This window comes from Bradyrhizobium sp. CCBAU 11430 (assembly GCF_028128855.1).
Lineage (GTDB): Bacteria > Pseudomonadota > Alphaproteobacteria > Rhizobiales > Xanthobacteraceae > Bradyrhizobium > Bradyrhizobium ottawaense.
This window is the reverse complement of the sequence record NZ_LBJV01000059.1, coordinates 1-26,055: the sequence shown is the minus strand read 5'-3', so window position 1 is coordinate 26,055 and position 26,055 is coordinate 1. Positions and strand designations below refer to the sequence as shown.

The following is a 26,055-nucleotide window of genomic DNA, read 5'->3' as shown; positions in this document are numbered from 1 at the left end:
GAGAACCTCGTCACCTTTCCGGTTTGCGGCGGGGCAAGCAGCCGAGCCAGCTGAGACTCTGTCCGGAAGGAGGCTCATAAGAAGCCTTTTCGCGTGGCGTGAATATCTTGGCGTCTCTTACGAGTCGGCCCGGAACTTTTCGGCAAAGACGTCGAACTGCACAGTGAGGTCATTCCACAGGTCCGACACATGCCGCTTTCCAATTCGGCCGGTCCGAGCCGGGCGCGCCGATGATAACCAGTGTCAAACTGCGCCGGATTGTTTGGGCGGTGGGGCGCGGCCGATGGCATACAGTACATTGCATTGATCCCCGTCGTTTTAAGGTCTGTGCGTGGCAGAGGCTGAACCTAGCGGCCGCTTTGCGCCAGTACCTGCCGATCATCGCAATTCCGGTTGTGGCCCGGAGCCGTCTGTGAGGGCAGCGCAGAGTACGTCTGCTCTGCCCCCGAAGTCAGACGTCAACTTGTTCTGCTATCGCGAGCGCGTCGTCGACCTCGATGCCGAGATATCGAACGGTGCTCTCGATCTTAGTATGTCCCAGAAGGAGCTGCACAGCTCGCAGGTTGCCGGTTCGGCGATAGATCAAGGTCGCCTTGGTCCGGCGAAGGGAATGCGTCCCGAACAGGTGCGGGTCCAGTCCGATGTCGGCGAGCCAGCGGGATAGGAGGCGAGCATACTGGCGCGTCGTCATGGGTCCACTCAGGCGTCGGCCGGTGAACAGATATTCTCCTGACTTCTTGCCGGTAAGCCGTAGGTACTCGTCGATTGCCTGCCGGGTCGATTCTGTCAGTTCAAATTTGACTGGCCGGCCGGTCTTCTTTTGTCGGACGGTCGCGCGGTCGGCCGAATATCCTCCTGGCGCAACGTCATCAACTTTCAAGGCTACGACGTCGCAGCCGCGGAGCTTGCTATCGATGGCGACGTTGAACATTGCCAGATCGCGCGTTCGGCCTTCGACCTGGAGCTTGGTCCGGATTGACCAGACATGCTTGGGACGGAGCGGCGGCTTTGCACCGACGATCTTGCCCTTGTTCCAAGGAACCTGCTTCGAGGCGGCGGCGGTGGTGCTTGGGGTAGCGGTCATGTTGACCTCCTCATCTAGTGAGGCTGGTCATTTTCCACCCGGAGCCCTTCCAATCCGGCGTCCGCTTATGGACGATTCTGTTGAAAAAGGGCAGCAGTTGCGACTCAGAGATAGCGGTGATTCAGTCTGTCTAATCGGCAGGACTGAAGATCATGATGGGACATCGGCAAGTCGAACAGGCTGCTTTGTTCTACGAGTTTTCGCTCGAGAGGCACGTGCCTTCGGACCACTTGCTTCGCTCGATCGATAGATTTGTCGATCTTGAACAGATTAGGCAGGACCTGGCGCCCTTCTACAGTACGATCGGCCGGCCTTCGATCGATCCCGAGCTGATGATACGGATGCTCCTGATCGGCTATTGCTTCGGTATCCGATCGGAGCGACGTCTGTGCGATGAGGTTCACCTCAATTTGGCTTACCGTTGGTTCTGCCGGCTCGGCTTGGACGGTGCGGTGCCAGATCACTCGACGTTCTCTAAGAATAGACATGGTCGCTTCCGAGAAAGCGATCTCTTCCGTCGCGTGTTCGAGAACGTCTTGCACCGTTGTATCGAGGAGCGGCTGGTCGGCGGTGAAGGATTTGCCGTCGATGCGAGCCTAATCAAGGCCGACGCCAATCGGCAAAAGGGGATTGAAGGCGACAAGGGACTCCCACCGGAGGCCGCAAGCCGAGCGATAAACGAGTACCTGGCCGTCCTCGATGATGCCGCTTTCGGAGCAGCGACCGAGGTCACCCCGAAGTTCGTGTCGCCTGCCGATCCAGCGGCCCGCTGGACGGGCGCGCATGGCGGCCAAGCCTTCTTCGCCTACTCGACAAACTACCTAGTAGACGTCGAGAACGCGGTCATTGTCGACGTCGAGGCAACCACGGCAATCCGGCAGGCGGAGGTGTTGGCTGCCAAGCGCATGATTGAGCGCTCGCTCGAACAGTTCGACCTTTATCCCGCCCGGCTTCTCGGCGACAGCGGCTATGGCTCGGCCGAGATGCTCGGCTGGCTGGTTTACGAGCGCGGGATCGAGCCGCACGTGACCGTGTTCGACAAGTCAGCCCGCGCGGACGGGACCTTTTCGCGCGAGGACTTCACCTACGACCAAACCAGCGACGTCTATACCTGCCCCGGTGGCAAGATGCTGACCACAACCGGAACACTGGTGAACGATGGCGCAACGATGCTCTACCGGGCGAGCAAGCACGATTGCACCGACTGCGGTTTGAAGGCTCGCTGCTGCCCCAAGGACTCGGTCCGCAAAGTGTCTCGCTCGATCTACGAAGGGCGCTCGCGACATGGCGCGCGAGATAGCACGATCATCGGAGGGGCGTACTTCACGTCGCTTGCGAAAGAAGATCGAGATGCTGTTCGCGCACCTCAAGCGCATTCTCAAGCTCGACCGTTTACGACTGCGAGGCCCAAATGGCGCACGTGACGAGTTCACTCGCGCAGCCACCGCGCAGAACCTTCGCAAGATGGCCAAGCTGATCCCGATGCCTATCGCAAGGCCAGCATAGGACCACTCGATCTCATCCCCAGCTCAACGATTACAAACGGAATACTGCCGGCGTTTTTCAACAGAATCGACCCGAAGCGGACATCGACCGTGGGCGAGCCTCATATTCAGCCCGTCGAACGATTCTCCACGTTGCCGCAGTCACTCGGGCAGTTCACGAAGCTGGCGGCATCGGCGAGATGCGTGATGGAAAGCCCATTTCTGTCGCTAAGTGAGACAGCTTGTCCGGGTTTTTGACAATGTAGATCGCGGTGATCCCGTCCTCGCGAATGTCGAGCGCGGTTGTCTGAAGCATGCCGCCTCCATCAAGGCTGACGTAGCCTGGCAGGCCGTCAATGGTGACGACACGTAGCAGCGTCGGCGGCACGCCATACTTGCGCCGCTGTCTCCCAAAAAGGCGCAGGGCCCGCTCGACGCCGCGAACGACATTGCGGAAGGCAAGGACCTTGCCGCCGCCATCGGTATGGATCTCGACATTCCTTGCCAGCAGCGCCGAAAGCGCCGCCACGTCCCCGTCGCGTGCCGCGACGAAGAAGGCACGGGTGATCCGATCTGCATCGGCGGGTTTGACTTCAAAGCGGGGACGGGCGGCCTGCACGTGCTTGCGGGCGCGCGCTGCAAGCTGACGAACCGCGGCCGGCTCGCGATTGAGGGTGATGGCCACTTCGGTCAGCGGCACGTCAAAGACGTCGTGGAGAAGGAAAGCGGCCCGCTCCAGAGGCGACAGACGCTCAAGAGCAAGCATCAACGTGACCGTGACGTCGTCGGCGACCGCCTCGTCCGGCTCCACGGAACTCACGAGAGGCTCTGGCAGCCAGGGTCCAACGTAGGTTTCCCGACGCGCTCGCGCGGAGCGGCGTCGGTCGAGGCACAGGCGTGTAACGATGCGAGTTAGATAGGCGGCAGGCGAATCGACGTCATCCTTCACCCCGACCCACCGCAGCCATGCGTCCTGGACGACGTCCTCCGCCTCGGTGAGCGAGCCCATCATCCGATAGGCCAGGCGTGTCAGCCGCCTGCGCTCCGCTTCGAACTCGGTGGTCCGCTGTTCGTTCATCGTCTCCATCCGCACCGTCTCCTCGCAGATCATTCCACTGTCACCGTCGCTCCCGCATCCCGTTCCCAAGAATAAGACGATCGAACGTGCCTGGATGTGACATCGGCCGCATCGAATGGAACTGCTGAGGGGCATGTCACACCCTGTCCGCTTGGCCCGTCATGGCTTCGAGCGTCGAATTTCCGGCGTTTCGAACATAGAGGCAGGTCATGAGCGAGAACAAACGGCTGGTCTGGAGCGAGGTGGCGCCGCAGGGTGCAAAGGCCCTCTTTGGCATCCACCACTACATCACCACGGCCACCAATCTGCCCCACGAATTGATCCATCTTGTCTTTTTGCGGGTTTCGCAGATCAACGGCTGCGCACATTGCATCGACCTGCACACCCGGGACCTTCTGGGCACGATGCCGTTTGAGAAGGTCGCGCTCGTTCCGGTCTGGGCCGAGGTGCCACAACTGTTTCCCGATAAATACCGCGCTGCCCTCGCGTGGGCGGAGGAAGTCACGCTCGTCAGCGAGACGCACGCCTCCGACGAGGCCTATGCGGCTGCAAGCGCGGCTTTCGGGCCAAAGGATCTCGTGGACCTCACGATCACGATTGCGGCCATGAACGCGTTCAACCGGCTGGGGGCGCCCTTTCGGCTCCCGGTCAAGGCCAAGGCCTGATCCGCTTCTTCGCATCGTCACGGAATGGCCACAGGGCCGTTCCGCTTCCACCATCAGAATCCAACCCCTAGGTGCGAGCGTCGGGCTGCAAGACATTGTCCAATCCCTCAGTCCACACGCGCTCCGGCTACGCAGACGTCACCAGTTTCCGCTGCGAGGCCGCATTGGCCCGATGCGAAGTTCGGTTTTGGCTCAGATATGGTCTGCTGATCGGAGCACACCGGAAGTGATACGGCGTCATTCAAGCGATCGCTTTTGACCCATTGCGACGATCGCAGCTTTTTGATCGATGCATTTGTTCGCAGCGGCAGTTGAAAAATGCGCATTCAAGTTCATTCCGTCGCAGACTACGTTTCGCTTGTTGTGAGAGGAACAGCGAATGAGCGGGATTAAAGACAAGGTAGCCCTAATCCTTGGAGGAGCCGGTGGCATCGGGTCAGCAGCGGCTCAGGACCTGGCGGCTAAAGGAGCAAAGGTTGCGATCGCCGATATCAATCGGCCGCAGGCTGACATTGTCGCCAAAAGAATCCAAGACCGGGGCGGGGTTGCTCGCGCCTATCCAGTCGACATTACGAACAAAGACCAAGTGAAGGCTCTTGTTGAGCACGTCGTGCGCGATTACGGCGCGCTGGACGCGCTGATCAATTGCGCCGGAATAATGTTCGTCCGTCCCTTGAGCGAGATCAACACGGAGGAATGGGAGACGACGATTGATCTGAATGTCAAGGGAGCACTATGGGCCATCGCCGCGAGTCTTCCCCTATTCCTCGAACAGCAGCGAGGGCATATCATCAACTTGAGTTCGGTTCACGGGCTGAAGGTGTTTTCGCCTGGCGGGGCTGTGCATTCGGCCTCGAAGTTTGCTCTTCGAGCGCTGTGCGAAGGGGTGAGAGCCGAACTCGCGAACACGCCAATACGGTCCAGCCTGATCACGCCAGGTGCCGTCGATACCGGCATGCAATACAAGACGACTGGCCCCGACAGCGCCCGCATGCTCGCGATCTACAAGAATGCGATACCCGCTGAAGCCGTGGCTCGTGCCATCACGTTTGCAATGGAGCAGCCCCCCAATGTCGACGTGAATGAGATAGTCATCCGTCCGACAGCTCAAGCAATCTGAACGTCAGCGCCAAGTGAAGCTGAAGCGAGAGTTGCAGCTGGCCGACGCTGCCTATCGCTTCTTCTCAAAGAAAACAGGTTCATTGGCGAAGACGAAAGCAATATGCTCTGCAACGGCTCTGATGTGGAGACTGTCCCGGTTCTGTCGCCTGATGATCAGCCATAGCTCGCGTGGTGGCGGTTCGGGCTCCAGCTCGCAGACCACGAGTTTATCATCCATTTTGCCGACGAAATGCGGGAGAAGCGCGATGCCTGCGCCCGCTCTGGCTGCGACAGATTGATTGGACTGACTGTTTGTCCGAAATGACATGCGGTTACCGGCGAAGTGTCTGGACAGCCAAAGGGCTTCGGGCAAATGGGCGTTCGCCTCGTCAAATCCGACGAAAGTTGGATCGGCTCTGCCTTAACGCGGCGCCTGTATTCCGCAGTAGCGTAGAACCCGAATGGGATCGATCGCAGCCGCTTGGCAAGAACGTCCCCATCCTGGGGTCGCCCAAAGCGGAGGGCGATGTCTGCTTCATGGCGCTCTAGGCTCACCGCCCGAAAGTCGGTGGCCAGATTGATGTCGATCCCCGGATACTTTCCACAAAGGCCCGCGAGACGGGAAGTGAGAAAAAGCTGCGAGATACTCGGTGGCGCATTCACCCGCACAAGCCCGACAGGCTGATCGCCGCGGCCCCCACGACTCAGATTGGCCGCCGCCGTCTCCATCTCGTTTCCTGGACCGACCAAGCGCGTGCCTGCTGGAGTGAGCACGTAACCATCCGCTCGTCGTTCGACCAATCGCTCGCCTAAAGATCGTTCCAGTGATTGCACGCGGCGGGCGACGGTCGCATGGTTGACCGACAGCACGCGCGCGGCGGCTGACAAACTGCCGTGGCGAGCAAGCGCGAGAAAAACCCGCACATCCTCCCAATCCAGCGCTGTGCGTTTTTTATCAGTCATTGAGAGAGGATAATGGATTTCTCTCAGAGCGTCAGCAGCTTATTTACGATCGGCATCAACAACAAAGAATACGCTATGCCCCGTTCGATCACCCTCACCTTGATAGGTGGCCCAACCGTGCTCATCGAGTACGGCGGCTATCGCCTGCTCACTGATCCCACCTTCGATCCCCCGGGCCAATATCAAGGCTCGCACAGCCCTGTAAGGCACATCAAAACTGATGGGCCGAGCATCTCGATAGCCGAGATTGGCAAGCTGGATTCGGTCTTGCTGAGTCACGATCATCATTTCGACAATCTCGACAACTCGGGTCGGTCACTGCTGCCGACGGTCGAGGCGGTTTATACGACCAGGGCGGGAGCGCAGCGACTTGGTCAAAATGCAATTGGGCTCAATCCCTTCGAAACTCGATATCTCGAACGAGAGGGGCGCGAACGGCTGATCGTGACTGCCACCCCCGCACGCCATGGCCCTATCGGCATCGACGTTGGAGATGTCGTGGGCTTCGCTCTCGGAACAGAGACATCCGGCGACTTGGTCTATATCACGGGTGATACTCTCTGGTTCGATGGCACGGCTGAGGTGGCGCGGAAGTTTTCCCCGAGGGTTGTCATCCTGCATACTGGTGCGGCCGAACCCCGGGGCCGGTTTCACATGACTATGGGGAGCGAAGATGCGTTGGAGGCTGCACACGCTTTTCCAGATGCAACTCTGGTTTCTGTGCACAACGAGGGTTGGGGCCACTTGCGAGAAAGCCAGGATCAACTCGCCGACGTTTTCGCTGCGTTCAATCTGTCCAACCGGCTAAGCCGGTTTGAGAAAGGCAAACCCTTGACGATTTCGTGGTAAGTTTTCACCTTCCCGGGTCTGCTGTTGGCCCACGGCTGCCCGAGTGGAATGATCGTGGGGGCGTCGGCTATCGGGTGGGGAGCGGAAACTGATTGGGGCGGTCTGGAGCTCTGATTTTGACTCAAAGCCGACTTCGGCTCGCTTAGTCTCTTGTGGGTGCGTAGACGGTGAAGACAACCTCAAAACTAAGGCTGCCATCGCTTCAGGCGTCCTTACTGAGGGCCCCTCCTATGGGATCTGTCCAGCTCGCACGCACCCGCCGGGTGTCCTCGTTCTTGCTCTCAAGTGAGGCCAGCAGCTGCGTAAGCAAACGCAGTCGGCGCAATGGGCGCTCGGCAGTCCTACCTTGGCAGATTGTCAAAGCGATTTCTTCAACCTCTTCATCCATGCGACGCTGGATGCTCTCGATTAGTCGCGCACGATGTTCTGCACTGTCGACGAGAATGAGCATGGCATGCGCCGACCGTTGACCTGCTAAAATCTTAGCACATGATAGTCCAAGTTCCAGTCCTGGCGGCTATCTGCTTGAGTGCTGCTACGGGCAAGTGGCGAAAAAGCGCAGCTTGTGCGCCGAGAGATTGAAGGCCCGCCAGCTCGCCAACCCCGCCGGGCCTCACCAAAGTCGCTGCAAGTCAGGGTGCGTAAGTTCCTCAAAATGGAACAGCATTTTCTCTCCGCGACGAAATATAGTTGAAACAAAGCAATGCTTTGTTAGCCATACCGGGACTGGCTCATAGTTCACTTAGATCTCTTTCACCCGGACTATTTGTGAGAATACGAGGCCGCGGCAGTCCCTGCAGTGGCCTCATTTCGTTGATCATTTCGATGAGAGACTTGCATCAGAGGGCAGCACGGCTGCCGGGTGCGCGGTCGAAAATCTCGATGTCAAGGCCGTCAACGCGGGCGCGTCGCCTCGACGATGGCAGCTTCGTCGTTGTCGCCAATGACGCTTGCCGGCGCGCCTTGAACGTTTTCTTCTGCGTCCACCCACTGCAATTGGTCGACAGTGGGCTTAAGCTCGATGCAAACTGCTGGCCCAAGTATGGGCCCACACAATATTTGCCACACTCGCAACACTGAAAGGGGAAGTTGCTCGACGAGGCGGCGGAACGATCAGCTCGCGGCGGCATATTGGAGTATGTTGCGAGCGTGCATATGATGGAGATGGAAGCCCATAGGTTCCGCGAAGAAGCGGAGCAGTGCAGAGTTCTGGCTGCGCAAGCGGTTAGTCCCATTGACCGCGAGGCTTGGCTTCGGCTTGCCGAGGACTGGGAAAAGCTCGCCGACAAGGCTGCGAAGGGTCGCGGTTTTTTGGCCGCGCGAAACCGTCCGTCGAATTGACTCGGATTTTAGATCGCCTCTAAACTCGTTCCAGCCTCGGAACGTAGCAGTTTGGGTGGGATCAATGCCGAACTTTCGGGTTTACATCATCGACGCTGAGGGGCATATCCAGCGTCGAGTGGACCTTGAGGTCTCGAACGAATCCGCAGCAAGGGCTAGGGCGAGGCAGCTCGTTGATGGGCATGCCGTAGAGCTCTGGGATGGTGCAACCAAGCTCGCCCGGTTCGAGCCGATCCGCCGGCATTGAGCCTTCTATAGCAACCACATAGCCTTGAGGCAGCTCGTATCAGCAAGGCAGGGGCGGACCTTAAGGTATTAAGGTACGGAACTATTTGGCTAAATCGTCGTTCTATATTCCCGCTGTTCCGCCGCCTCAGGAAAAATGAGCAAATCATCATTCGAACGCATGGGGGATGCGCGCCGGTTCGAGCTGCTTGTAAATGCTATTGTCGATTACGCCATCTTTATGCTGGACACGGAGGGCCTCGTTCGAACGTGGAACGCGGGCGCAGAGAGGCTCAAGGGTTATTCCGCTGATGAGATTATCGGAAAGCCTTTCTCGACCTTCTATACGCCTGAGGAACGGGACAAAGAAGCGCCGCAAGCAGCATTAGCTGCTGCACGCGAGACTGGCCGTTTCCATTCCGAAGGATGGCGAGTACGCAAGAACGGCACCAGATTCTGGGCGCTTGTCGTGATCGACACCATCCGTGATGAATCGGGCGAACTGATCGGCTTCGCGAAGGTCACCCGCGACATCACCGAACGTCATCAGGCTCAGCTCGATTTCTTGGAGAGTGAGCGCCGCTATCGCCGGCTGGTGGAGGCGGTGGTCGACTATGCGATTTTCCAGCTCGACCCGGCAGGCAATGTAAGCACCTGGAATCCCGGTGCGGAGCGGATCAAAGGCTATGCCCCATCCGAGATCATCGGGCATCACTTCAGTCAGTTCTACACGCCGGAGGATCTTGAGCTTGAAATTCCAAAACGAGCTCTCGCACAAGCCGCCGAGACGGGCCGCTTCGAGGCCGAGGGCTGGCGAATGCGAAAGGACGGCACCCGTTTTTGGGCATCGGTGGTCATCGACCGCATCGTAGACGATGCCGGCGCGCTGGCGGGTTTTGCGAAAGTAACCCGCGATCTGACCGAACGAAAGAAAGCTCAAGACGAGCTGCGAAGCGTCCAAGACCAGTTAGCTGCGTCGCAGAAGCTCGAAGCCGTTGGCCAGTTGAGCGGCGGCATCGCGCACGACTTCAACAACCTTCTCATGATTGTGCTTGGCAACATCGAAACAGCTGAGCGCCATACTCGCCATCTTCCCGGCAGCGTGAATATCCAACGCGCACTCACAAACGCCAAGCGAGGCGCACAAAGAGCGGCGGCACTGACCAGTCGCCTGCTGGCCTTCTCTAGACGACAGGCGCTCGATCCCAAGCCCATCAATCTCAACACTTTCCTGAGTAGCTTGCAGGATTTCCTCCAACGCACACTTGGAGAAGGCATCGAGGTTCAGACTGTCGGAAGCGCGGGACTCTGGCAGATCGAAGCCGACACAAACCACTTGGAGTCGGCAATCATCAACCTCTGCATCAACGCTCGGGATGCGATGCCTAGCGGCGGCAAGCTGACCGTGGAAGCCGTGAACGTCTCGGCTGATGAGGACTACTGTCGAGTGAATCCAGAGCTTTCGCCTGGCCAATACGTCGTGTTGTGCGTGACGGACACTGGCAGCGGCATGTCGAGTGACGTCTTAGAGCACGCGTTTGAGCCCTTTTTTACCACCAAGGAGCCCGGACAAGGGACTGGCCTCGGCCTCAGCCAGGTCTATGGCTTCGTCAAGCAGTCAGGTGGGCACGTCAAGATCTATAGCGAAGTCGGTCAGGGCACCAGCATCAGGATGTACTTTCCCCGGCACTACGGGAGCAGCGTTCCGGTCGAGGCCGAAGGCGAGGAGATAGTGCCCGAAGCCGAGAAGCTTGAAACTATTCTCGTCGTAGAGGATGACGCAGACCTCCGCGCCTATGTGGCGGACGCATTAAAGGATCTCAATTACCGCGTCATTTCTGCGCCTAGTGCACAGGCCGCGCTGACTACCTTGTTGCAGGACGTTCCCAGGGTCGATCTTCTTCTCACCGATGTAGTGATGCCGGGGATCAATGGACGCGAGCTTGGAAGACGCGCTCAGCAGATCCGTCCCGGGCTGAAAATCCTGTATATGACCGGTTACTCGCGTAACGCAGTGGTCCACCAGGGCCGCTTGGAAGAGGGAGTGGACTTACTGGAGAAGCCCATCTCCCTGGCAAAACTAGCCCTTCGCGTGCGAGAGATGCTAGATCGTAAGGGTGCTGAATAGCGGACGCTTTCTCTGAATTGCAACTTCTGTTTATGGCTCACGGCGACTTGCCGGCCCCCTCTTTTGGAGCCCGGCGAGTAGCCCATGCCGGCCTCCCGATCAGCCAGAAAATCTGGGTTAGGACGCGCTTAGGCAGGCGGCGGTCGCTCCCGTCCAGCCACTCGACATACGCACGATATTGCCGTCCGACTCGCTCTGATCCCATCTAACGGGAGGGCGAATCACATGCGAGAGCAGCAGCTTGTCTTTCAGACGACGTTTGTTGACTTGCGTCCGAAGTGCGACGACTGCCAGATTGCCACTGACCTAAGATCGATGATTCTCGACCCCCGGGATGGCCGCCAGATTGCTGTCTATCAGTGCTCTATTGTGCTCGGCTCGCCTGGAAAGACTGATCACCGAACTATTTCAGGCGGACTTGGAGGAGGCAGGCCGTATTCCCTGGCCCGCTTTGCAGCAAGCTTTCGATATGAGGCCGCCTGCTCGAGCAATTGCGATTTAAAGGCGGAATCGAATTCACTGGCCGCAAGCCCTTCAAGCTGCACCGCACGCTCGAGATACTCTGTCAGCAGCTTCATGGGATTTCGCGCGTCGTTTTCGCCGTGAGTTGCTCAAGTGCAGAGGGTGGCGCTGCGCCGGGCGTGGCCAGCCAGTCATTGATTTTGCCATGCGGCTTCAGCCTGCCTCACCCGCTTCATCAGCAGCTCTCGCGCGGTGCCGGGCGGCAACTCTTCAGCGGCTTTGCGGAATTTTGCGGCTTCATCCGCGAGCCGCTGACTGAAGGAGATGGACTGCTTGATCCGGCGCCGCATACCAGAACCTCCCCGAACGCGCCCCACTCTCATCACGCGGGAGGTTCAACTTAGGTTCCGTACGAGGAACATGTCAGTTGTCGCAGCGGGGTTGGGAACTTCATCCAAAACAGCACTGGGCTAGCCCGTTGAGAGATAGTTTGACGACCAAACTTGCGTCTGTGCGCCTATCAATGGCTGAGCCGGTGCGGTGTAGGGAACCATCGACTTTCTGAGGCGTTCTGGCTTGTTGGGCGGCCCAACGGGGGGAGTCCGCCAATCTCTTCCCGAACAGAATGGCCCCGGGCGTGGGCCTCCTCTCGCCCCGAGAGACCCTTTTATGTCCAACGTCGAGGAATTTCCGCTCTCCGCCCGTCGCCAGCCGACGGAGTTCGAGGCGCTGGTGGCAGCCGGCCAAGCCGCGCTGGATGCCATTCCTGGGGCGGTTTACCTTTGCGATGCTGAGGGCTGGCTGGTCGCTTATAATACCGAGGCGGTCAAATTATGGGGCCGGACCCCCGACCCCGCCCAGAAGGAACGTTTCTGCGGTTCGCACCAGTTGTACCTCCTCGACGGAAGTCCGCTCGCCCATAACGACTGCCCCATGGCCACGGCGGTTAGGGCTGGAACGCCCACGCGCAATGCCGAAGTCATCATGGCGCGGCCGGACGGCACTCGCTTTACGGCCCTGGTCAATATCCGAGCGTTGCGCGACCACTCCGGGGCCATCCAAGGCGCCATCAACTGCTTTCAAGACATCACTGAACGCAAGCAGATCGAAGAGGAAGTCCGACAGAAGACGCAGGACCTGGAGGACTTCTTCGAGAACAGCGCGGTCGGCCTTCATATCGTCAGCGGTGAAGGCATTATCCTTCGCGCCAACAGAGCCGAGTTGGCTCTGCTTGGGTATAGCCCGGAGGAGTACATTGGCCGCCACATCGCGGAGTTTCATGCCGACGCTCCGGTAATCGGCGACATCCTCCAGCGCCTGTCCTGCGGCCAGCCGCTCGAACGCTATCCCGCGCGGTTGCGGGCGCGCGACGGCTCGGTGAAGCATGTGCTGATTACGTCAAACAGCCGATTTGTGGACGGCAAGTTCGTCAACACGCGCTGTTTCACCGTCGACGTCACGGACTTGCGAGCCGCCAATGAGGCGCGTCAGGCCAGTGACGCACGACTCGCGGCAACGTACGAGGCTGCCATCGTCGGGATATCCGAGGCGGACGAGAGCGGCCGCTTCTTGCGAGTGAATGATTCTCTTTGTCGGATCACTGGGCGTTCGCGCGACGAACTGCTCGCAATGACATTCTACGACTACACCGATCCGGATGACCGGGCAAAGGACGCCGAACTCTATGCAGCTCAGGTGCGCGGCGAGGTCGAGAACTACACGATCCGCAAGCGTGCGCTTCGGCCCGACGGCTCTGTGCGCCATCTCGACATCTCCAGTTCGTCGGTGCGCGATTCGAATGGACGCTTTCTCTACGGCGTGCGTGTGGCCCAGGACGTCACCGCCACCAAACAGCTGGAGGATCGTCTGCGGGAAGGCGAGCAACGCATGCGCGATCTCCTTGAGGCTCTGCCCGCAGCGATCTACACCACTGATGCCGAGGGCCGTATCAATTTCTTCAATCGGGCCGCGGTCGAGATGGCGGGCAGAACCCCCCAGCCCGGCGATGAATGGTGCGTAACCTGGAAACTTTATTGGCCGGACGGTTCGCCTCTGCCCCACAATGAATGTCCGATGGCAGTTGCGCTACGTGAAAACCGCGCGGTTCGCGGTGCCGAGGCAGTTGCCGAGCGTCCAGATGGCAGACGCGTGCCGTTCATTCCTTATCCGACGCCGCTGCGCGATTCCGAGGGGAACCTGGTCGGCGCCATCAACATGCTCGTCGACATCACTGAGCGCAAGCAGGCAGAGAATGCTCAGAAGGTGCTTATCGACGAACTGAATCATCGTGTGAAAAATACGCTTGCCACGGTGCAGTCACTCGCGAGTCAGACCGCTCGTCATGCTGCCGATCTGAAAGAGTTTCTGCCCACGTTCACAGGACGGCTGTTGGCCCTTGCCCGTGCGCATGACCTTCTCACGACGCGCAATTGGCAAGATGCCCCTTTCGAGCAGCTGGTTCACGATATCGTCGCTCCGATCTCTGGCGGACGGGTTGTCACGGGCGGGCCGAACGTCAACCTAGACGCGCGTACTGCACTGAGTGTCACCATGGTGCTCAACGAGCTTCTGACCAATGCGGCAAAATACGGCTCACTGTTCGTACCGGGCGGATCCGTGTCGTTCGTCTGGAGGGTCGTCGAAGGTGAACGGACTCAAAGCACGTTAATATGCGAATGGATCGAACGAGGTGGTCCCCCCGTGGCGCCACCGAAGCGGCGAGGATTCGGCACGCGGCTGATGGAGCGTTGCGTCGAGCATGATCTCGCCGGCGAATTCGACCTGGTGTTCGAGCCGGAGGGTACTCGCTGCCGGATAGAGTTTCCCATTAGGGTCACGCCCACCGATGCTTGAGGTAGCCGGCGCCAGGGTCCTCCTCGTTGAGGATGAAGGGCTGGTCGCCCTTATGATCGAAGACATGCTGGAGGAATTGGGCCTCAAGGTTGTCGCCTCTGCGGCCCATCTGAAAACGGCATGCGAATTGGCGACCACCGGCTCCTTCGATCTGGCGTTGCTGGATGTCAACTTGGCTGGAGAATTTGTTTTCCCGGTCGCACGCGTTTTACGTGACCGAAGAATTCCCTTCCTGTTCAGCACAGGCTACGGCGCACAGCCCTTGGAGGAGGAGTTCAGAGAAGTGCCCGCGATCGGCAAGCCCTTTTCGGTAGACCAATTGAGAGAAAAATTGCGAACGCTTCTTTCGCGTTCCTAAGCTCGCCACGGATCAGGACCTCCGTTCTTCCAGTGGGCAATCAATCGGTCATTCAGGTCGCTCGGCATTAATGTGCAGGATGAAGAGAGTGTTTTGAAACTCGTCTTTAACTTTCCATCCGCCATTCCCGGCCGGGCACCAGCTTTCCATCAATACCCTGCAGCGTCTGCCCCGCCATCACAGTCGCTTCTTTCCAGGCGGCGTGCTTATCCGGCAACTCCTCGCCGACGCGATCAATCTCGGTGTGTTCGTGAGTAACATTGAAGTAATAGCGCGGCATCACGAAAGACCTCAACTTCAAAGGTACTTCGTAACGTCCTGGTTTGGTAGCCGTTCCGCATTCACCTTCGATCCATCAGCTTGGCTATACAGCGTTCGAGCTGGTCTATCTGAAAAGGTTTGGTGAGAAGCGGGCGATCCTGAAATCCGTCCGGTATTCCGTCTGCCTCGTAGCCACTCGCAAAGGCGAACGGGATGTTGCGCTCTGCGAGGACCACCGCGACCGGCTCACTACTGGTGTGGCCAAGCAAAACGTCCACCACCGCGAAATCAAATTCGGCTTGGTTGGCGTGCTGCAGGGCAGAGGCCAGATCACTAGCTTCGGCCACAACGGTGTGGCCCAGCTCCGCCAGCATGTCGGCTATCATCATCTGGATGAGTGCTTCATCCTCTATAAGCAGCACCGAAGCCACAAGCCGTCCCCGATGCCTTCTATTGCCGCTTCATCTTTGCTGCGTTCGGGAATGCACGCAGAGCAGCAGCCCGCAGCTCATCCAAGGTGGTGTTCCCGGCTTCGGCAGCTGCAAGAAGCTGTTCGGCAATGAGCTTTCGGCTCTGATGGTCACCGCCGTTCGGAAGCTCCTGGCACGTCTCTTCCAGTACGATTTCCATATTCGACTTCACGCGATCGGACAGGGTCATTCATCTCTCTCAAGGCTCGGCGGGCGATTTCGCCAAATATGGAACTGACGAGCCGGCACCGTCAACGGAGGCGATTGGTTCTAGCTAGGCCTCCCAATTGGCCCTAGGATGCTCGCCTCGGAAGGTAACGGCCCACTGTCCGGATCGCCGCCACCGGGATGGAGCGGGAGCCTGCTATCGTGCGGACTGCACGGCTTCCGCTCCTCTTGGGCACGAGCTTGTGCTGTTTATTTTGGTTTCCTAACAGTTCACCGCCGTGAGTACCCCGTTGCACAGCCGCTTATCCGCTTGTGGCCCTCGCTGACAACGAAGGGGCCGCGGCTACGCTGGCAGTTTGCGGGAAACCGGATGTTTTACGATGGTCCCGTGACGTGCTCCTAACTCGCAGCGGACATGCTGACCGTTCGCCATTTAGCGTGCTCAGGGCAAGGCCGGGACCTTGGGTTTGGTTCAGGAACTAAAGAGGCCCCCGGCGGACCGGGAGCCTCGCACGCCATCAGGGGTACATCCGCCCTGATGGAGTTTTACTTTTCAAGTGCGTTCATCGAGAAACTCGATGTAACTCCTAGCGCAGCAACATGATCAGGATGATTAGGGGGATGGGGATTCCTATCAGCCAAAGCAGAATGGGCATGGTATCTTCCTTTGTATCTTCCTTTTTCTATCGACGCCGCGAATTCCAGGTACCATCGCGGAGGCCTCCGCCTTCAGTGGCCGCGAGGCTGGCGCAGAAAGCTCCAAGGAGCATTGCTGCAGTCAGCCAAAAGGCGAGGGACGCAGTTGCCTTGCGGGCGGCATCGGCATCGGCTTTCACTTGCGTTACGACGTCATTGACGCGCTTGTCCGCATCGGCCTGGCTCATTCCTGTGCGGGATGCGACGACTTTCGCTGCGTATTCGCGATCAGAACCCTTTAGGTCACCGCCATTGCGAAAGCTCCGCGTGAAGAGGCGCACCATCTCGCCGCGCGAGTCGGTTGCGTTGGTCGTCCCGCCCGGGGCCGCCCCGGTGGGGCCTGTCGCTGCCGGGTCCGACCGTAGAAGCGTATCTACATAACCATCCATTGGGCCATTGGTCTGCGCAGCGTTAGCGGCGCCCTGGGATGCACCGACGGCGCTGCCTCCAATCAGACTGGTCGCCGGAATGGCGAGAGCGGTGGCCCCGAGAACGGTGGCCAAAGCCCAGGCGATGAAGCCGTGAGCGGTGTCCCGAAAATAAACCTCATCGCGATGTACATCGGTCCAGCTTGAACGTAGCCGACCTGCAATATAGCCGCCGATCGACGACGCAAGCATAGCGATGACAATGAGATAGAGCCCGGTTGTAATCTTGAAAGTTGTTGCTGAAACGCCAGAGCCGGACCAGGGAGAGACCATGGTAAGGCCGAGGCCGGTCCCAAAGACCAGCAAGACGAGGGTGAGCGCGCAAGCCACTACCGCGCCTGCCACGATGGATGGCCACGATAATCCCGCAAGCGTTGACGTAGACGTTCCTCCCGGAGTGGGAGCAACCACGACAGTATCGATCATTAAAGTCTCCTCAGCATGCCCCTTCAGTGGCGCGATAATGGGCAGCTCGCCCGAAAGTTCCATCAAGGTTCCGCGGGGAAGCATGATAAGATATGGATGCCTTCAAGGTCGAAGGGCGAGGCCGCCCAATTAGGAAGCCGACTTTTTCGAGCGCCCGGAACAGATGAGAGGCTGAGTGTCGTTGCGACTGAACGACTTCGATGCTGACGAACGAACGACGCCGCCCCATCCGGACTTGCGGGGTGGGTCATCTCAGTTGCGGAAGCTGGTGCGGGTAGCCCCGGCTCTTGGGATTTGTTTGCGAAACGCAATACCTGGATCGTCACTTCCTATTCGCGATGTCGCCTCTTGGCCCATCGCATCCGTTGGCGCAGTGCAGCGGTAGGTCTGTAGTCGGGGGCATAGCGGAAGTCATCGCCTCCGGCGCGGACCGCCGCCTTTGACCCAAGGCGGATCGTAAAAAATCCGGGGCGTGCCATTAAAGGTTCCGTAACCACCGGGCGAGATGCTTTTCGGCATTATGGCCAAGGTTCTCTTTGCAATCCTGATTGGAATCTGCGGGCTTGTAGCCGCTGACCGGCACTATGCGTATGGAGTCTATACCGACGCCACCTTACGTATGCTGTACCACATCCGCCATTCGTTCGGTTTGTAATGCGCTCTGCGAAGACAGCCTTTGTCACGCCACCGATGCGTCGCGCAATGATCGCGATCAACGACCAGAAAGTCTTTCGCGTTTATGGGCCGAACGGTAGAGTCTGGATATGCGAGCGCGACGGCGTGTCACCACGCACACTATGGTGGTTGCTCGCAAACAATCTGATAGAGGACGAGCCCCAAACGAGCGTCGCCAGGGATGCAGTCACAACCATCAGAATGCGCTTAAGTACGGCCGGTTTTGATGCTCTCAGAGGGACCAGAACGCAACCACTGAGTTGATCCACACAGATACAGTTTCCGGTGCTGTAGCTGTCAGACTGCACTTCCGCTAATGGGCCCTTAGGCGACATGGCGGACTACGGCATCGTCGTCCGCTACCTGGTCGAAAGCAGACGTTCGTCTTACAAGTGCAGAAGCTGGACAGCCGGGAAATGGCTTGAAGGGTCTCGCAACGAAGGATCTTTGTTGCTGTGCTACCCTTTCCGGGGACCCATTTTCGGCTACCCCCGGGCCCCCGTTAGGTCCATAGCTCAAGTGACGAACCGAGCCTTGCACCTCGCCAGCTCGGCGACCTGTTATGAAGCGCCCGGTCAATGCTGGATTGTAACCGGTCCGAGAAGGGGCCGCCTCCCCGCAGTCTTCAAAACGCCGGCCGGTCAGGGACTTGTAGAGACTGATGATAGAAGGGTTATTGTATAATCAGATGGGATAGCACTTCCTTCAAAGGAGGCCCTCAGTCTCCAACGCGCTTCTTAGGCCTTTGCGTCGATCACAAAGCGAACGGACAAGTCTTCGGGCTGCGTCGGCACTCATCCCGGACGCTCTACAGCGCCGAGCTATTTGGCTTCTTTTGAGTCCCTCAATCCTGCGAACAACACCTTCAAGGCGCCGGCGATTGGAGTGCAATCGAAGTAGTGGCGACGGTGGGATTTCGATGCCAATGCTGCTCAGATCCCCGCCAAAGGCGTTCTCAAAATCAATCGCGACAACCTTCAATCCATCCCGAGCAGGATTGACGATCAAATTGGTGTCGTCCGCATGATCCGTTGCGCCAATCCAAGCCAAGTACGCCAGCAAGCTGCTTGCTCGTTCAAGGGCGGCCTGCTCCTCGACAGAAAGATCGCGATGAACGACAAGCTCTTTTTCGCGCACAGCGTAACTCGCGGGACTAATGCGATAGGAGATCGCTGCTCGCTCCCGCTTAGCACCAACGCGAATAAGACCATATTCGACTCGAGCCACGGCAGCCCCCACAAGTACCGCTAAATGGTACCCTAGCCACTCGTACTCCTGACTATCGAGCTTCGCAAATCCCAACTGCTGACCATCTCGAACGGGGAGGGCCGCGCCTTTTCTAGACCGACGTGAATCGTGCTGCCAGAAGCGCGGCGAGCCGGAACGACATTTCTTTCTCGCCATGTTTTGTCGCAAGCCCAGGCTTGCCCCCATTTGCTCATAGATATTGACAAGGTCAGGCCGTGGATGTGCATCCATCACACCTGACTTGGTCGAACGGCACCTGTTTCGCGCGCTACCTGCGCCGCGATCTTGGCGAGCGGATGATGAAAATAGTGCTCGCTCATGGCGCGGCGGATGGCAGCCGAAGACGCCTGCTCAACATATGGCTTCAAAGCGTCGCCATCCTTCCATCCGACGCTGTAATCCTTTGTTGCTGGATAAGCTTCGAGCCACGCCAGGGCATCGGCTCCGATCGGGCCGTTCGTCCACAGCTCGAAAGTCACGTGCCTGCCGGACAAGCGCCCGTCCGTCCTGAATATCTTGTGCAGCAGCGGCACCCGGTCTTCGCGCCACTTCTGCACTTCCTCTAAGTTTACGCGCCCGCCGGGGATTTTCGCCTTGCATTCGATCACAAGCGGACCTTTGTCGTGCGGCCGGTCGAGGAGCACGTCGGTCTCTGCTGTCCGGCCCGTCTCGTAGTCTTTCCACTTTTCGCCCGACCTCAGATATCCGCCTTCGACGTCCTTGGCGAGGGAGCCCACGATGATCTCGAAGAGCGCACCACGAAGATTGTTCGCCGCCCCTTCGATACGGGTTAGGCTTTTCAGGACACGCTCGATGTGATCCGGATTGACCGAAGCTGTTGCCCCTGTATCGGTGAGAAGCGCGATCAAGTCACGGAGCGCCTTCGCGACTTCCTCGCCGAACAAATGCGATGTCGTCGTCGCAAGAATTCCTCTTGAACGAGCGAGCCCGAACGCCTTACCGGCGAAGCCGTCAGCAACAAGGAACGGCATGATCGGGGCAACGTTTGCCGGTGCTGATGCAAGATCATGCTTGCGAACGAAGGCCGCAACCGCATCTTCGCTGAGCACATCGCGCAAATTGACATCGCAAACGATGAAGCCTGGCTTAAGCCCATTGCCTGCGGAACTCACCAGCGGCCGAGCGTAAGACGGCGCGCTGAGATCCCACGTGATGCTCGATACCATAGGGGCATCGCCTTCACCGCGAACCCTGACCTTATCGAAACTTCCGAAACCTGTGCGTCGGAACCATTCTTTCATGCCATGCAACACGACATTCTCGGCAACAAGCCGGGCTCTGATCCGCGTTATGGTGTCGCCGCTATATTCCAAGGGCCGAAACTTCACGTAAGTTTCGTTGGTCGCGTCGTCATAAATCTCTTCAAGCAAGTTGATCGCCGATAGGCGGTCGAAAACACGTTGCGGAGAAAGCTGCCGGGACCGCGCAGCAGGGGTGCCGCATACTCCTTCGAAGAACCGGCGCGGGAAGATGCCGCCGCGCGCCTTCAGGCCTGAGATTGCACCCCAATATGACTTGCCGTGATTCCGGAAAACGCGCTCCAACGCTTTCCAATATTTCTTGTCGCCGAACTGATCATCGAGATAGAGGAAGCGCGCGTTGTGCGGGAAGCGAAGGCCAGCCAGCCGCTTGATTGTGAAGTCGTCTGCACGCGCGATGCGTTGGCGCGCGGCAGCCGCCGACAGGCCGTCCTTCGCCATTTCGGCGATGAGCTCGGTGGTGAGCGCAGGGCCAATTCGCCGGAGAACGTCTTCAAGACTGGGCATGGGCCCAGTATGTCATACTGCTCTATTTATAACAGCTTGTCTATGCTGAGGCCGTCTTTTTCGGATTGAACGAGCATCAAAAATCCCTGAACAATATCAATGCCTTATTGTTATGTTTATCATCACCCAAAAAGCACCTGTCACACCGAAAATGTCGCAAGTGGGATTCAGGGAGGCGCTTTCTCTCGCGTAAGCGGCGTGATCGAACTTCAGAGAGGACCCGCGTTCTTCTAGCAGTTCACCCCAATTCACGAAATAGTGAGCAAAGCGGCTCCTTTTTTATCGAGTATCAATGAATTCAATGATACTAGTATCCTACTCAATCACACAGGAGATGTCACCTATGAAAGGCTTAGGCCCTGCCGAGCTAGAGAAGGTCGTCGAGCATCTGCAAGCCGCTCTCGCCATCCTTCAACCAGATAAAGATAATCAAGATGAGCGCAACCCGAACTGGTTTCGGGATACGGGTCATCTGACCGACGCAGGCATTGCTCATCTTTTCTCTCTCTTTGAGCGTGGCGTTTCGATCTATGCCGCAGCCAAGGAAATGAAAATTTCGTATCGAGCGACGGCACTTAGACATGCCGACTGGAAGAAAAAGAAAGTCTGAACGTCAAAGCAATACTGATATTGACGAGATTGATATGTCCAAAAAGTACTCAAAAACTGTAGCCGATTTTCGCGAAACCAAGATTGGAAAGTTGTTGCAGCCGATCTTGGAGAGCCCCGAAGTCCTTGAAGAATGCCAGCAGCTTTCTCGTGACGGCGTCCCGGCCTTGCAAGCCGTCGGTCGCGAAGCTGTCCGTAAAGGATTGGATCGCATGCTCGACCATCAAGCGCTCCGCATCATTGGACGCTGGCTGAAACAAGAGCTGTTGTCGTTGGGCATGCGTCAAATTGGTAGCGGAGCTCGCGTAGCGCGAGACCATTGCTGGAAGACAGGTGCCATGTATGGTTGGCACACCACCTGAATTTTCCAGTCGGGACTTTGAAGAAGCCCCCTGCGTTCGAACGCAGGGGGCTTCGTCGCCGAACCGCGAGGGCGTTGCCGACATGCCCTCCACTATGGCGGCAGCAACTACACAGAGCCGCGCGCGCACGAGATGATCGAACCTTTCGGAAGATTTCGTTAGAGAAATTCATGGCTCACGACAGCCCAGCGCGCACCTTAAACAAGCTGACAAGCCCAACGGCGGTGAAAGCTGCCATCGCCGAATGCGATCGATTAGGGCGGGAGGCTTTTCGTCGCCTGTATCACTTTAAGCCCGCGCGTGCGTATGCCCTTCGTTACTCAGGTGGCGTTTATGATTCAAAAGCCATAGCGGCGGTCGCGTTTGGATATCAGTTTGGAACTGAGCCGCTTGCTTGGGATGAATGTAGTGGCGGAAAGGTCAAGGGAAATGCTGCTTGGGCTTTAGATCGATTGGGCTTTCACGTCACCGGCGTCAGGCACGTGGGGTGGTGGATCGAAGAAGCAGAGGCCGCAGTTGACGCCTATCTTGAGATGCTCGCGCTTCATCAAGCTGGCTTGCCTTTCAAGAAGAAGGATTACCATAGCAAATTACACTCGCAAGGACCCTCTCGCACTGCCAAGGCTTACGAATGGAAGTTACAAAACGTAAGCGCGGTGCTTCAAGAGATGGGGAGGGAATGGCTTCCAGGATACGCACCAGCGCCGGGCTTCCAAACTCTTCTGCGGTACGTCTTGGAGGATCGCATTGGTCGAGAATTCGATAGCTCGGAAGCAGAGGCGATTCGTACTGAGTCTGCGAGCAAGCCCCGTCTCGTCAGAATCGACTGGGCGCTAAGAGATGCCGAAAATCGAGAACTCGGCAAGGGCGGCGAACGCTACGTCTTCGAGCGAGAGCGGCAAACGCTGAAGGAGGCCAACAGGGCCGATCTGGCCGCGAAGGTGAAATGGGAGGCAAGCGAGGCGGACGGCCACGGCTACGACATATCCTCGTTCGATCTCGATGGAAAGCCCATCCACATCGAAGTTAAGACGACAGCACATGGCGAGGCCACGCCGTTTTTCGTGTCTAGCAATGAACTTAGCACATCGTCTCGGCTGGACGAGTCGTATCGGCTCTATCGGGTGTACAATTTCCCGGCTTCTCCTGAGATTACCGTCTATCGAGGAGCGCTTGAGAAATGCCTTGTGCTGAATCCGACGTCCTATCGCGCACAGCGAAAATAAAGCTTTAGCCCACACGTCCCAGCGAGGCTTTTCCGTACGCTCGCTGTGCATGGGGCAGAAAATCGATCCCATGCGGACTTCGAGAAGCGCCGAGATCAATGGCTTTAAGAGTCCCGCAACTAACGATCCTTGCTTGCTGTGCTACCCTTTCCGAGGACCCAATTTCAGCTACCCCCCGGGGACCTGTTTCGGATAACCCCCCGGCCCTAGCCAGAGGCCACAGCTGATCACAGGGTGGGGCGTGGCGACTATCGGTTCTTCGACCCGCTATAAAACGCGAGGACGATGCCGAATCGTATTGGGTCGGAGAGGAGGTCGCGTCCTACCGAGTACAGAAATACCCGGGGTCAGGGACACTTAGGAGGACTGATGGTAGAAGAATAAATGTGTCATCAGTTATATGCGGGCTAAAGAACAGATGATCTTACGACTTCGCGACTAGACTAGGGAAGTCGTTTCCCAAAAGTGGGATGACGTTCTGCACCTCGATCAGGTGCGATTGCAATTAGCGAGCACCGTTGCCTATATAAAGGCGCCAAGCAGCGTTCGCCATTTCTCTCTCGTCAATTTGCCGACGACAAGGTACTTCAAGCCAAGGCTTGAGCTCAGCCCAATTATCCAAGTAACTCGAACGGCTTCATGCAGCGATAGGGACGGCGACCAGCTCGGCGAGCTTAGCCGCGACGTCGGCCATCGGCATTTCTGCCGTGTCCAGGCCGTTTCGCGAGGCGAGCATAGGGCTGACGTCGCGAAGAGCATCGTACGACGTGTTGTGTATTATTGGTACGATTTGGTCACGCTGGAGAAGTACCGAAAGCTCTTTGTCTGCGACGCCCCCTGCTGGAAGGCGCTTCAGCATCGAAGGAGTCACCAGCACGATCCCGATCCGCGACTTCGCCAAGCCCTTGTCGATAGCCCGGAGAAACGGCTCACCGAGGCCAATGTCGTTTTCGCTGAACCAGACCGAGACGCCCCGTGCTACGAGCAGATCGTACAGCTCCTTCGCTGCCCCCAGCCGGTCGTCCCACGCGTGGCACAAGAAAATCTGCCGAAGGTCCGGCATTGCCGCCCGCTTTTCGACGGTCTCACGGATTGGCGTAAGCGCACGCACTTCTTCGGGCGTGTAAAGCTGAGACGAGCCGGCTCCCGACCAGCGTGGCTTTGTGTTGCGACTTGACCTGCCGCCCCCACTGCTGCTGCGGCTGCCACCGCTGCTCCACGACGCGGATGGGGACGGGGAAGGGTAGGACGGGGTATAAGACGGAGTGTAAGACGACCTAAAGCCGCGATAGCGCGGCCCGCACACTGGGCAGTCCTCTCCGCCGCCCCGTATATGCCCTCTTACTGGTGCCGTGCATCTAGACATGTCGGTCTCTCTTCAAGGGAGTTGCATTATCTCGGCGGATCCTCGCCGAAGGTGTAGTGCCCGGCACGGATTTTCTTCCGTGCTCGCTTAAAGCACCATTCCGGCGGCGTATAGGCGTCGCTGTTCGCGTTTTCCAAACGAGTTCGGGCTTCTTTGTATTCAGCCTCGAATGCATCGAACGGCTTGTGGGGACCGATCGCGGCAAGGTCGCCGAAAACGATCTCCAGATTTTTGTATTCGCCTGCTAGCCGAGTTGCCGTCGGTAAGTGCTCATCAAGCTTCAACGCCGCGTAAACCGCCGGGATAAGCCCGGCGACGAGCGCCATGGTAGCCGTGAGGTATTCGTACCGATTGTCGCCCTTCAGAATTTCCCAGCTCGCCAGCGCACCGAAGATGATGGGCAACACCACGAACACGATGCGCGTCACGCGCAACGCGCGAAGCCAGACCATAAGCGTATTCGATGTGTAGAGGCAGCGTTCCCACTGTTCCCTGCACTGCGCTTTCAGAGCCGCCGCCGCTGCATCGCTCATATCAGGGGCATGTCGTTGCCGAAGATTTTCTGCCACTCAATGCCTGCCATTACCGAGTCATTATTGGACTCGTATTCGCAAGCTTTCACGGCGCGGGCATACGCGCTGTCAGTACGTGACTTCCAGGCATCGCCGATCCAGATCAGTTCATATGTACCGGGCACCCAGATATAGCTGTTCACTTTGCCGACCAGGTATTTCAGAAAATCTCGGACCATCCAGTCATAGTAGGTACGGCTTTTGCCCGCATTCTCCCACGACGAGAGAAAATCGACCGCCATTATTTCGATCCAGAAGGACTTGAGTGGCACCGAGCAGTAACCCTGCCAGCACTTCATCATGCGGATGAGTTCGCGGGTGTTTTCGTTCGTCGTCTTGTTCGAGTCCGCAACAGCTTTGTATTCAGCGTCCGGATCGAATTCCTTGTAGCTGCCGCCATTCGTCGTGAGCGGGATGTAGTACTTGCCGGTCGTCAAAGGGAACGCCGGCACCAGCTCGACGGCGTATGATGCGAATGGCACCTTGATCACCGGACCGTCGCCGCGAACGTCGGTTTTGGGAAAACTGGCTTTCAGCGCGTCCTTCACTTCCTGGAGAAGCTGGGACTGCTTGTTGCCGGTGCGCAACTGGAAACGGTCATAGACCGACTTCGGGAGCTTGAATAAGACATCGACATCGCGTGGCGGTCGGATGCGGGTGTATTTTCCCCAAGAGCCGACGTAAAAACTGTTGTCCGTTTCGGAGGAGGACGACCAGTACTTGATGTTGAGCACCTTGCAGACGCTGGCGCGCTTGGTCTTGCCGTCGTCGATCTGCGCCGTGCTCCGCGTGATGTTGTCAAGGAACTGCTTGAACCGTTCTGAAACACTCAAGGAAGACACTCCCACAGTCATTATGACCTCCTAGTCATGATGTGGGCTACATGCAGTGCCCCCCCACCCTCTGACACCATCATGTGGGGTTCCATTTGAGTCGCCGCAACCCCTGATTCTCCTGCCGTTAACTTACACCCGTTATTCACCGGTTGATTTATGTTCTTTATATGTTCTCAATGCAGACTGACCCAAGACCGACGTTTTCTCCCCGTGGACCGTCGATCGGCCGCACGAGGATTCGTTCATCGCGAAGGACGCCAATGGCATCGTGCTGGCTGCCGATTCCGAGGTCATCGCGCGCACCGTACCGAGTTGATGGCGCGCGGCGTTCCGA

General features: G+C 58.0%; 25 protein-coding genes and 2 pseudogenes. 11 read left to right on the top strand and 16 right to left on the bottom strand.

Going from position 1 to position 26,055, the window contains the following annotated elements:
- Positions 1 to 451: 451 nt before the first annotated feature.
- Positions 452 to 1,084: a tyrosine-type recombinase/integrase gene (locus tag XI04_RS19045; protein ID WP_271596142.1), complete on the bottom strand. Its 633-nt coding sequence runs from the start codon at positions 1,082 to 1,084 to the stop codon at positions 452 to 454.
- A gap of 152 nt (positions 1,085 to 1,236) precedes the next feature.
- On the opposite strand from XI04_RS19045, the pseudogene XI04_RS19040 reads away from it, so the two are divergent.
- Positions 1,237 to 2,590 (top strand): annotated as a pseudogene (locus tag XI04_RS19040) (transposase).
- A 153-nt stretch (positions 2,591 to 2,743) separates the two neighbouring features.
- Here XI04_RS19040 and sigJ read toward each other — a convergent pair.
- Entirely contained in the window at positions 2,744 to 3,646 is a 903-nt protein-coding gene (gene sigJ, locus XI04_RS19035; RefSeq protein ID WP_271596178.1) for an RNA polymerase sigma factor SigJ, read from the bottom strand.
- Positions 3,647 to 3,855: 209 nt separating this feature from the next.
- Here sigJ and XI04_RS19030 point away from each other — a divergent pair, with 209 nt between their 5' ends.
- Both XI04_RS19030 and XI04_RS19025 read left to right on the top strand, forming a co-directional pair.
- Entirely contained in the window at positions 3,856 to 4,311 is a 456-nt protein-coding gene (locus XI04_RS19030) for a carboxymuconolactone decarboxylase family protein (RefSeq protein ID WP_271596141.1), read from the top strand.
- Positions 4,312 to 4,690: 379 nt separating this feature from the next.
- Positions 4,691 to 5,431, top strand: a complete 741-nt coding sequence (locus XI04_RS19025; RefSeq protein ID WP_271596140.1) for an SDR family oxidoreductase — start codon at positions 4,691 to 4,693, stop codon at positions 5,429 to 5,431.
- A gap of 51 nt (positions 5,432 to 5,482) precedes the next feature.
- Here XI04_RS19025 and XI04_RS19020 read toward each other — a convergent pair whose 3' ends face one another.
- Positions 5,483 to 5,740 carry a LysR substrate-binding domain-containing protein gene (locus XI04_RS19020; RefSeq protein WP_271623742.1) on the bottom strand — a complete coding sequence of 86 codons (258 nt, stop codon included), beginning with the start codon at positions 5,738 to 5,740 and terminating at the stop codon, positions 5,483 to 5,485.
- Positions 5,741 to 5,874: 134 nt separating this feature from the next.
- A pseudogene (locus tag XI04_RS19015) lies at positions 5,875 to 6,375 on the bottom strand (LysR family transcriptional regulator); the annotation flags it as partial.
- 75 nt (positions 6,376 to 6,450) lie between these two features.
- Here XI04_RS19015 and XI04_RS19010 point away from each other — a divergent pair.
- From XI04_RS19010 to XI04_RS19000, 3 genes are all read left to right on the top strand, one after another.
- Positions 6,451 to 7,224: an MBL fold metallo-hydrolase gene (locus tag XI04_RS19010; protein WP_442868200.1), complete on the top strand. Its 774-nt coding sequence runs from the start codon at positions 6,451 to 6,453 to the stop codon at positions 7,222 to 7,224.
- 1,089 nt (positions 7,225 to 8,313) lie between these two features.
- Complete coding sequence (locus XI04_RS19005; RefSeq protein ID WP_271596137.1) at positions 8,314 to 8,565, top strand: hypothetical protein; 252 nt, start codon at positions 8,314 to 8,316, stop codon at positions 8,563 to 8,565.
- 382 nt (positions 8,566 to 8,947) lie between these two features.
- Complete coding sequence (locus XI04_RS19000; RefSeq protein WP_271596136.1) at positions 8,948 to 10,918, top strand: hybrid sensor histidine kinase/response regulator; 1,971 nt, start codon at positions 8,948 to 8,950, stop codon at positions 10,916 to 10,918.
- Positions 10,919 to 11,313: 395 nt separating this feature from the next.
- On the opposite strand, the gene XI04_RS18995 is transcribed toward XI04_RS19000, so the two are convergent.
- The gene (locus XI04_RS18995) at positions 11,314 to 11,496 is read right to left on the bottom strand and encodes a hypothetical protein (protein ID WP_271596135.1); all 183 of its coding nucleotides are present in this window, start codon (positions 11,494 to 11,496) and stop codon (positions 11,314 to 11,316) included.
- A gap of 75 nt (positions 11,497 to 11,571) precedes the next feature.
- A complete protein-coding gene (locus XI04_RS18990; RefSeq protein ID WP_271596134.1) occupies positions 11,572 to 11,730 on the bottom strand; it encodes a hypothetical protein in 159 nt (52 codons plus the stop codon).
- A gap of 319 nt (positions 11,731 to 12,049) precedes the next feature.
- On the opposite strand from XI04_RS18990, the gene XI04_RS18985 reads away from it, so the two are divergent.
- Both XI04_RS18985 and XI04_RS18980 read left to right on the top strand, forming a co-directional pair.
- Positions 12,050 to 14,233, top strand: a complete 2,184-nt coding sequence (locus XI04_RS18985) for a PAS domain-containing sensor histidine kinase (protein ID WP_271608711.1) — start codon at positions 12,050 to 12,052, stop codon at positions 14,231 to 14,233.
- Complete coding sequence (locus XI04_RS18980) at positions 14,226 to 14,591, top strand: response regulator (RefSeq protein WP_271596132.1); 366 nt, start codon at positions 14,226 to 14,228, stop codon at positions 14,589 to 14,591. Before XI04_RS18985 ends, XI04_RS18980 begins: the two co-directional genes overlap by 8 nt.
- A gap of 106 nt (positions 14,592 to 14,697) precedes the next feature.
- Here the strand turns inward: XI04_RS18980 and XI04_RS18975 are convergent, their stop codons facing one another.
- From XI04_RS18975 to XI04_RS18950, 6 genes are all read right to left on the bottom strand, one after another.
- A complete protein-coding gene (locus XI04_RS18975; protein ID WP_442869410.1) occupies positions 14,698 to 14,871 on the bottom strand; it encodes a DUF6894 family protein in 174 nt (57 codons plus the stop codon).
- A gap of 61 nt (positions 14,872 to 14,932) precedes the next feature.
- A complete protein-coding gene (locus tag XI04_RS18970; protein ID WP_271596131.1) occupies positions 14,933 to 15,283 on the bottom strand; it encodes a response regulator in 351 nt (116 codons plus the stop codon).
- A 19-nt stretch (positions 15,284 to 15,302) separates the two neighbouring features.
- Positions 15,303 to 15,512 (bottom strand): hypothetical protein, encoded by a 210-nt coding sequence (locus XI04_RS18965; RefSeq protein WP_271608710.1) that lies wholly within the window; start codon positions 15,510 to 15,512, stop codon positions 15,303 to 15,305.
- Positions 15,513 to 16,173: 661 nt separating this feature from the next.
- Positions 16,174 to 17,103, bottom strand: coding sequence for a hypothetical protein (locus tag XI04_RS18960; RefSeq protein ID WP_333913282.1), 930 nt, complete (start codon positions 17,101 to 17,103; stop codon positions 16,174 to 16,176).
- Positions 17,104 to 18,420: 1,317 nt separating this feature from the next.
- A complete protein-coding gene (locus XI04_RS18955) occupies positions 18,421 to 19,119 on the bottom strand; it encodes a hypothetical protein (RefSeq protein WP_271623740.1) in 699 nt (232 codons plus the stop codon).
- Positions 19,120 to 19,193: 74 nt separating this feature from the next.
- Positions 19,194 to 20,750 carry a hypothetical protein gene (locus XI04_RS18950; protein ID WP_271608708.1) on the bottom strand — a complete coding sequence of 519 codons (1,557 nt, stop codon included), beginning with the start codon at positions 20,748 to 20,750 and terminating at the stop codon, positions 19,194 to 19,196.
- 343 nt (positions 20,751 to 21,093) lie between these two features.
- On the opposite strand from XI04_RS18950, the gene XI04_RS18945 reads away from it, so the two are divergent.
- From XI04_RS18945 to XI04_RS18935, 3 genes are all read left to right on the top strand, one after another.
- A complete protein-coding gene (locus XI04_RS18945) occupies positions 21,094 to 21,360 on the top strand; it encodes a hypothetical protein (protein WP_271596127.1) in 267 nt (88 codons plus the stop codon).
- A gap of 34 nt (positions 21,361 to 21,394) precedes the next feature.
- Positions 21,395 to 21,721, top strand: coding sequence for a hypothetical protein (locus XI04_RS18940; protein ID WP_271596126.1), 327 nt, complete (start codon positions 21,395 to 21,397; stop codon positions 21,719 to 21,721).
- Positions 21,722 to 21,891: 170 nt separating this feature from the next.
- Positions 21,892 to 22,947, top strand: a complete 1,056-nt coding sequence (locus tag XI04_RS18935; RefSeq protein ID WP_271596125.1) for a DUF3883 domain-containing protein — start codon at positions 21,892 to 21,894, stop codon at positions 22,945 to 22,947.
- Positions 22,948 to 23,584: 637 nt separating this feature from the next.
- Here XI04_RS18935 and XI04_RS38705 read toward each other — a convergent pair.
- From XI04_RS38705 to XI04_RS18915, 4 genes are all read right to left on the bottom strand, one after another.
- Positions 23,585 to 24,010: a toll/interleukin-1 receptor domain-containing protein gene (locus XI04_RS38705; protein WP_333913279.1), complete on the bottom strand. Its 426-nt coding sequence runs from the start codon at positions 24,008 to 24,010 to the stop codon at positions 23,585 to 23,587.
- A gap of 329 nt (positions 24,011 to 24,339) precedes the next feature.
- Complete coding sequence (locus XI04_RS18925) at positions 24,340 to 24,846, bottom strand: hypothetical protein (RefSeq protein WP_271596123.1); 507 nt, start codon at positions 24,844 to 24,846, stop codon at positions 24,340 to 24,342.
- The gene (locus XI04_RS18920; protein WP_271623739.1) at positions 24,843 to 25,739 is read right to left on the bottom strand and encodes an SMODS domain-containing nucleotidyltransferase; all 897 of its coding nucleotides are present in this window, start codon (positions 25,737 to 25,739) and stop codon (positions 24,843 to 24,845) included. The genes XI04_RS18925 and XI04_RS18920 overlap by 4 nt, the downstream gene beginning before the upstream one ends.
- 120 nt (positions 25,740 to 25,859) lie before the next feature.
- Positions 25,860 to 26,055 (bottom strand): hypothetical protein (locus XI04_RS18915; protein WP_271623738.1); only part of this gene is annotated, 196 nt, incomplete at its 5' end.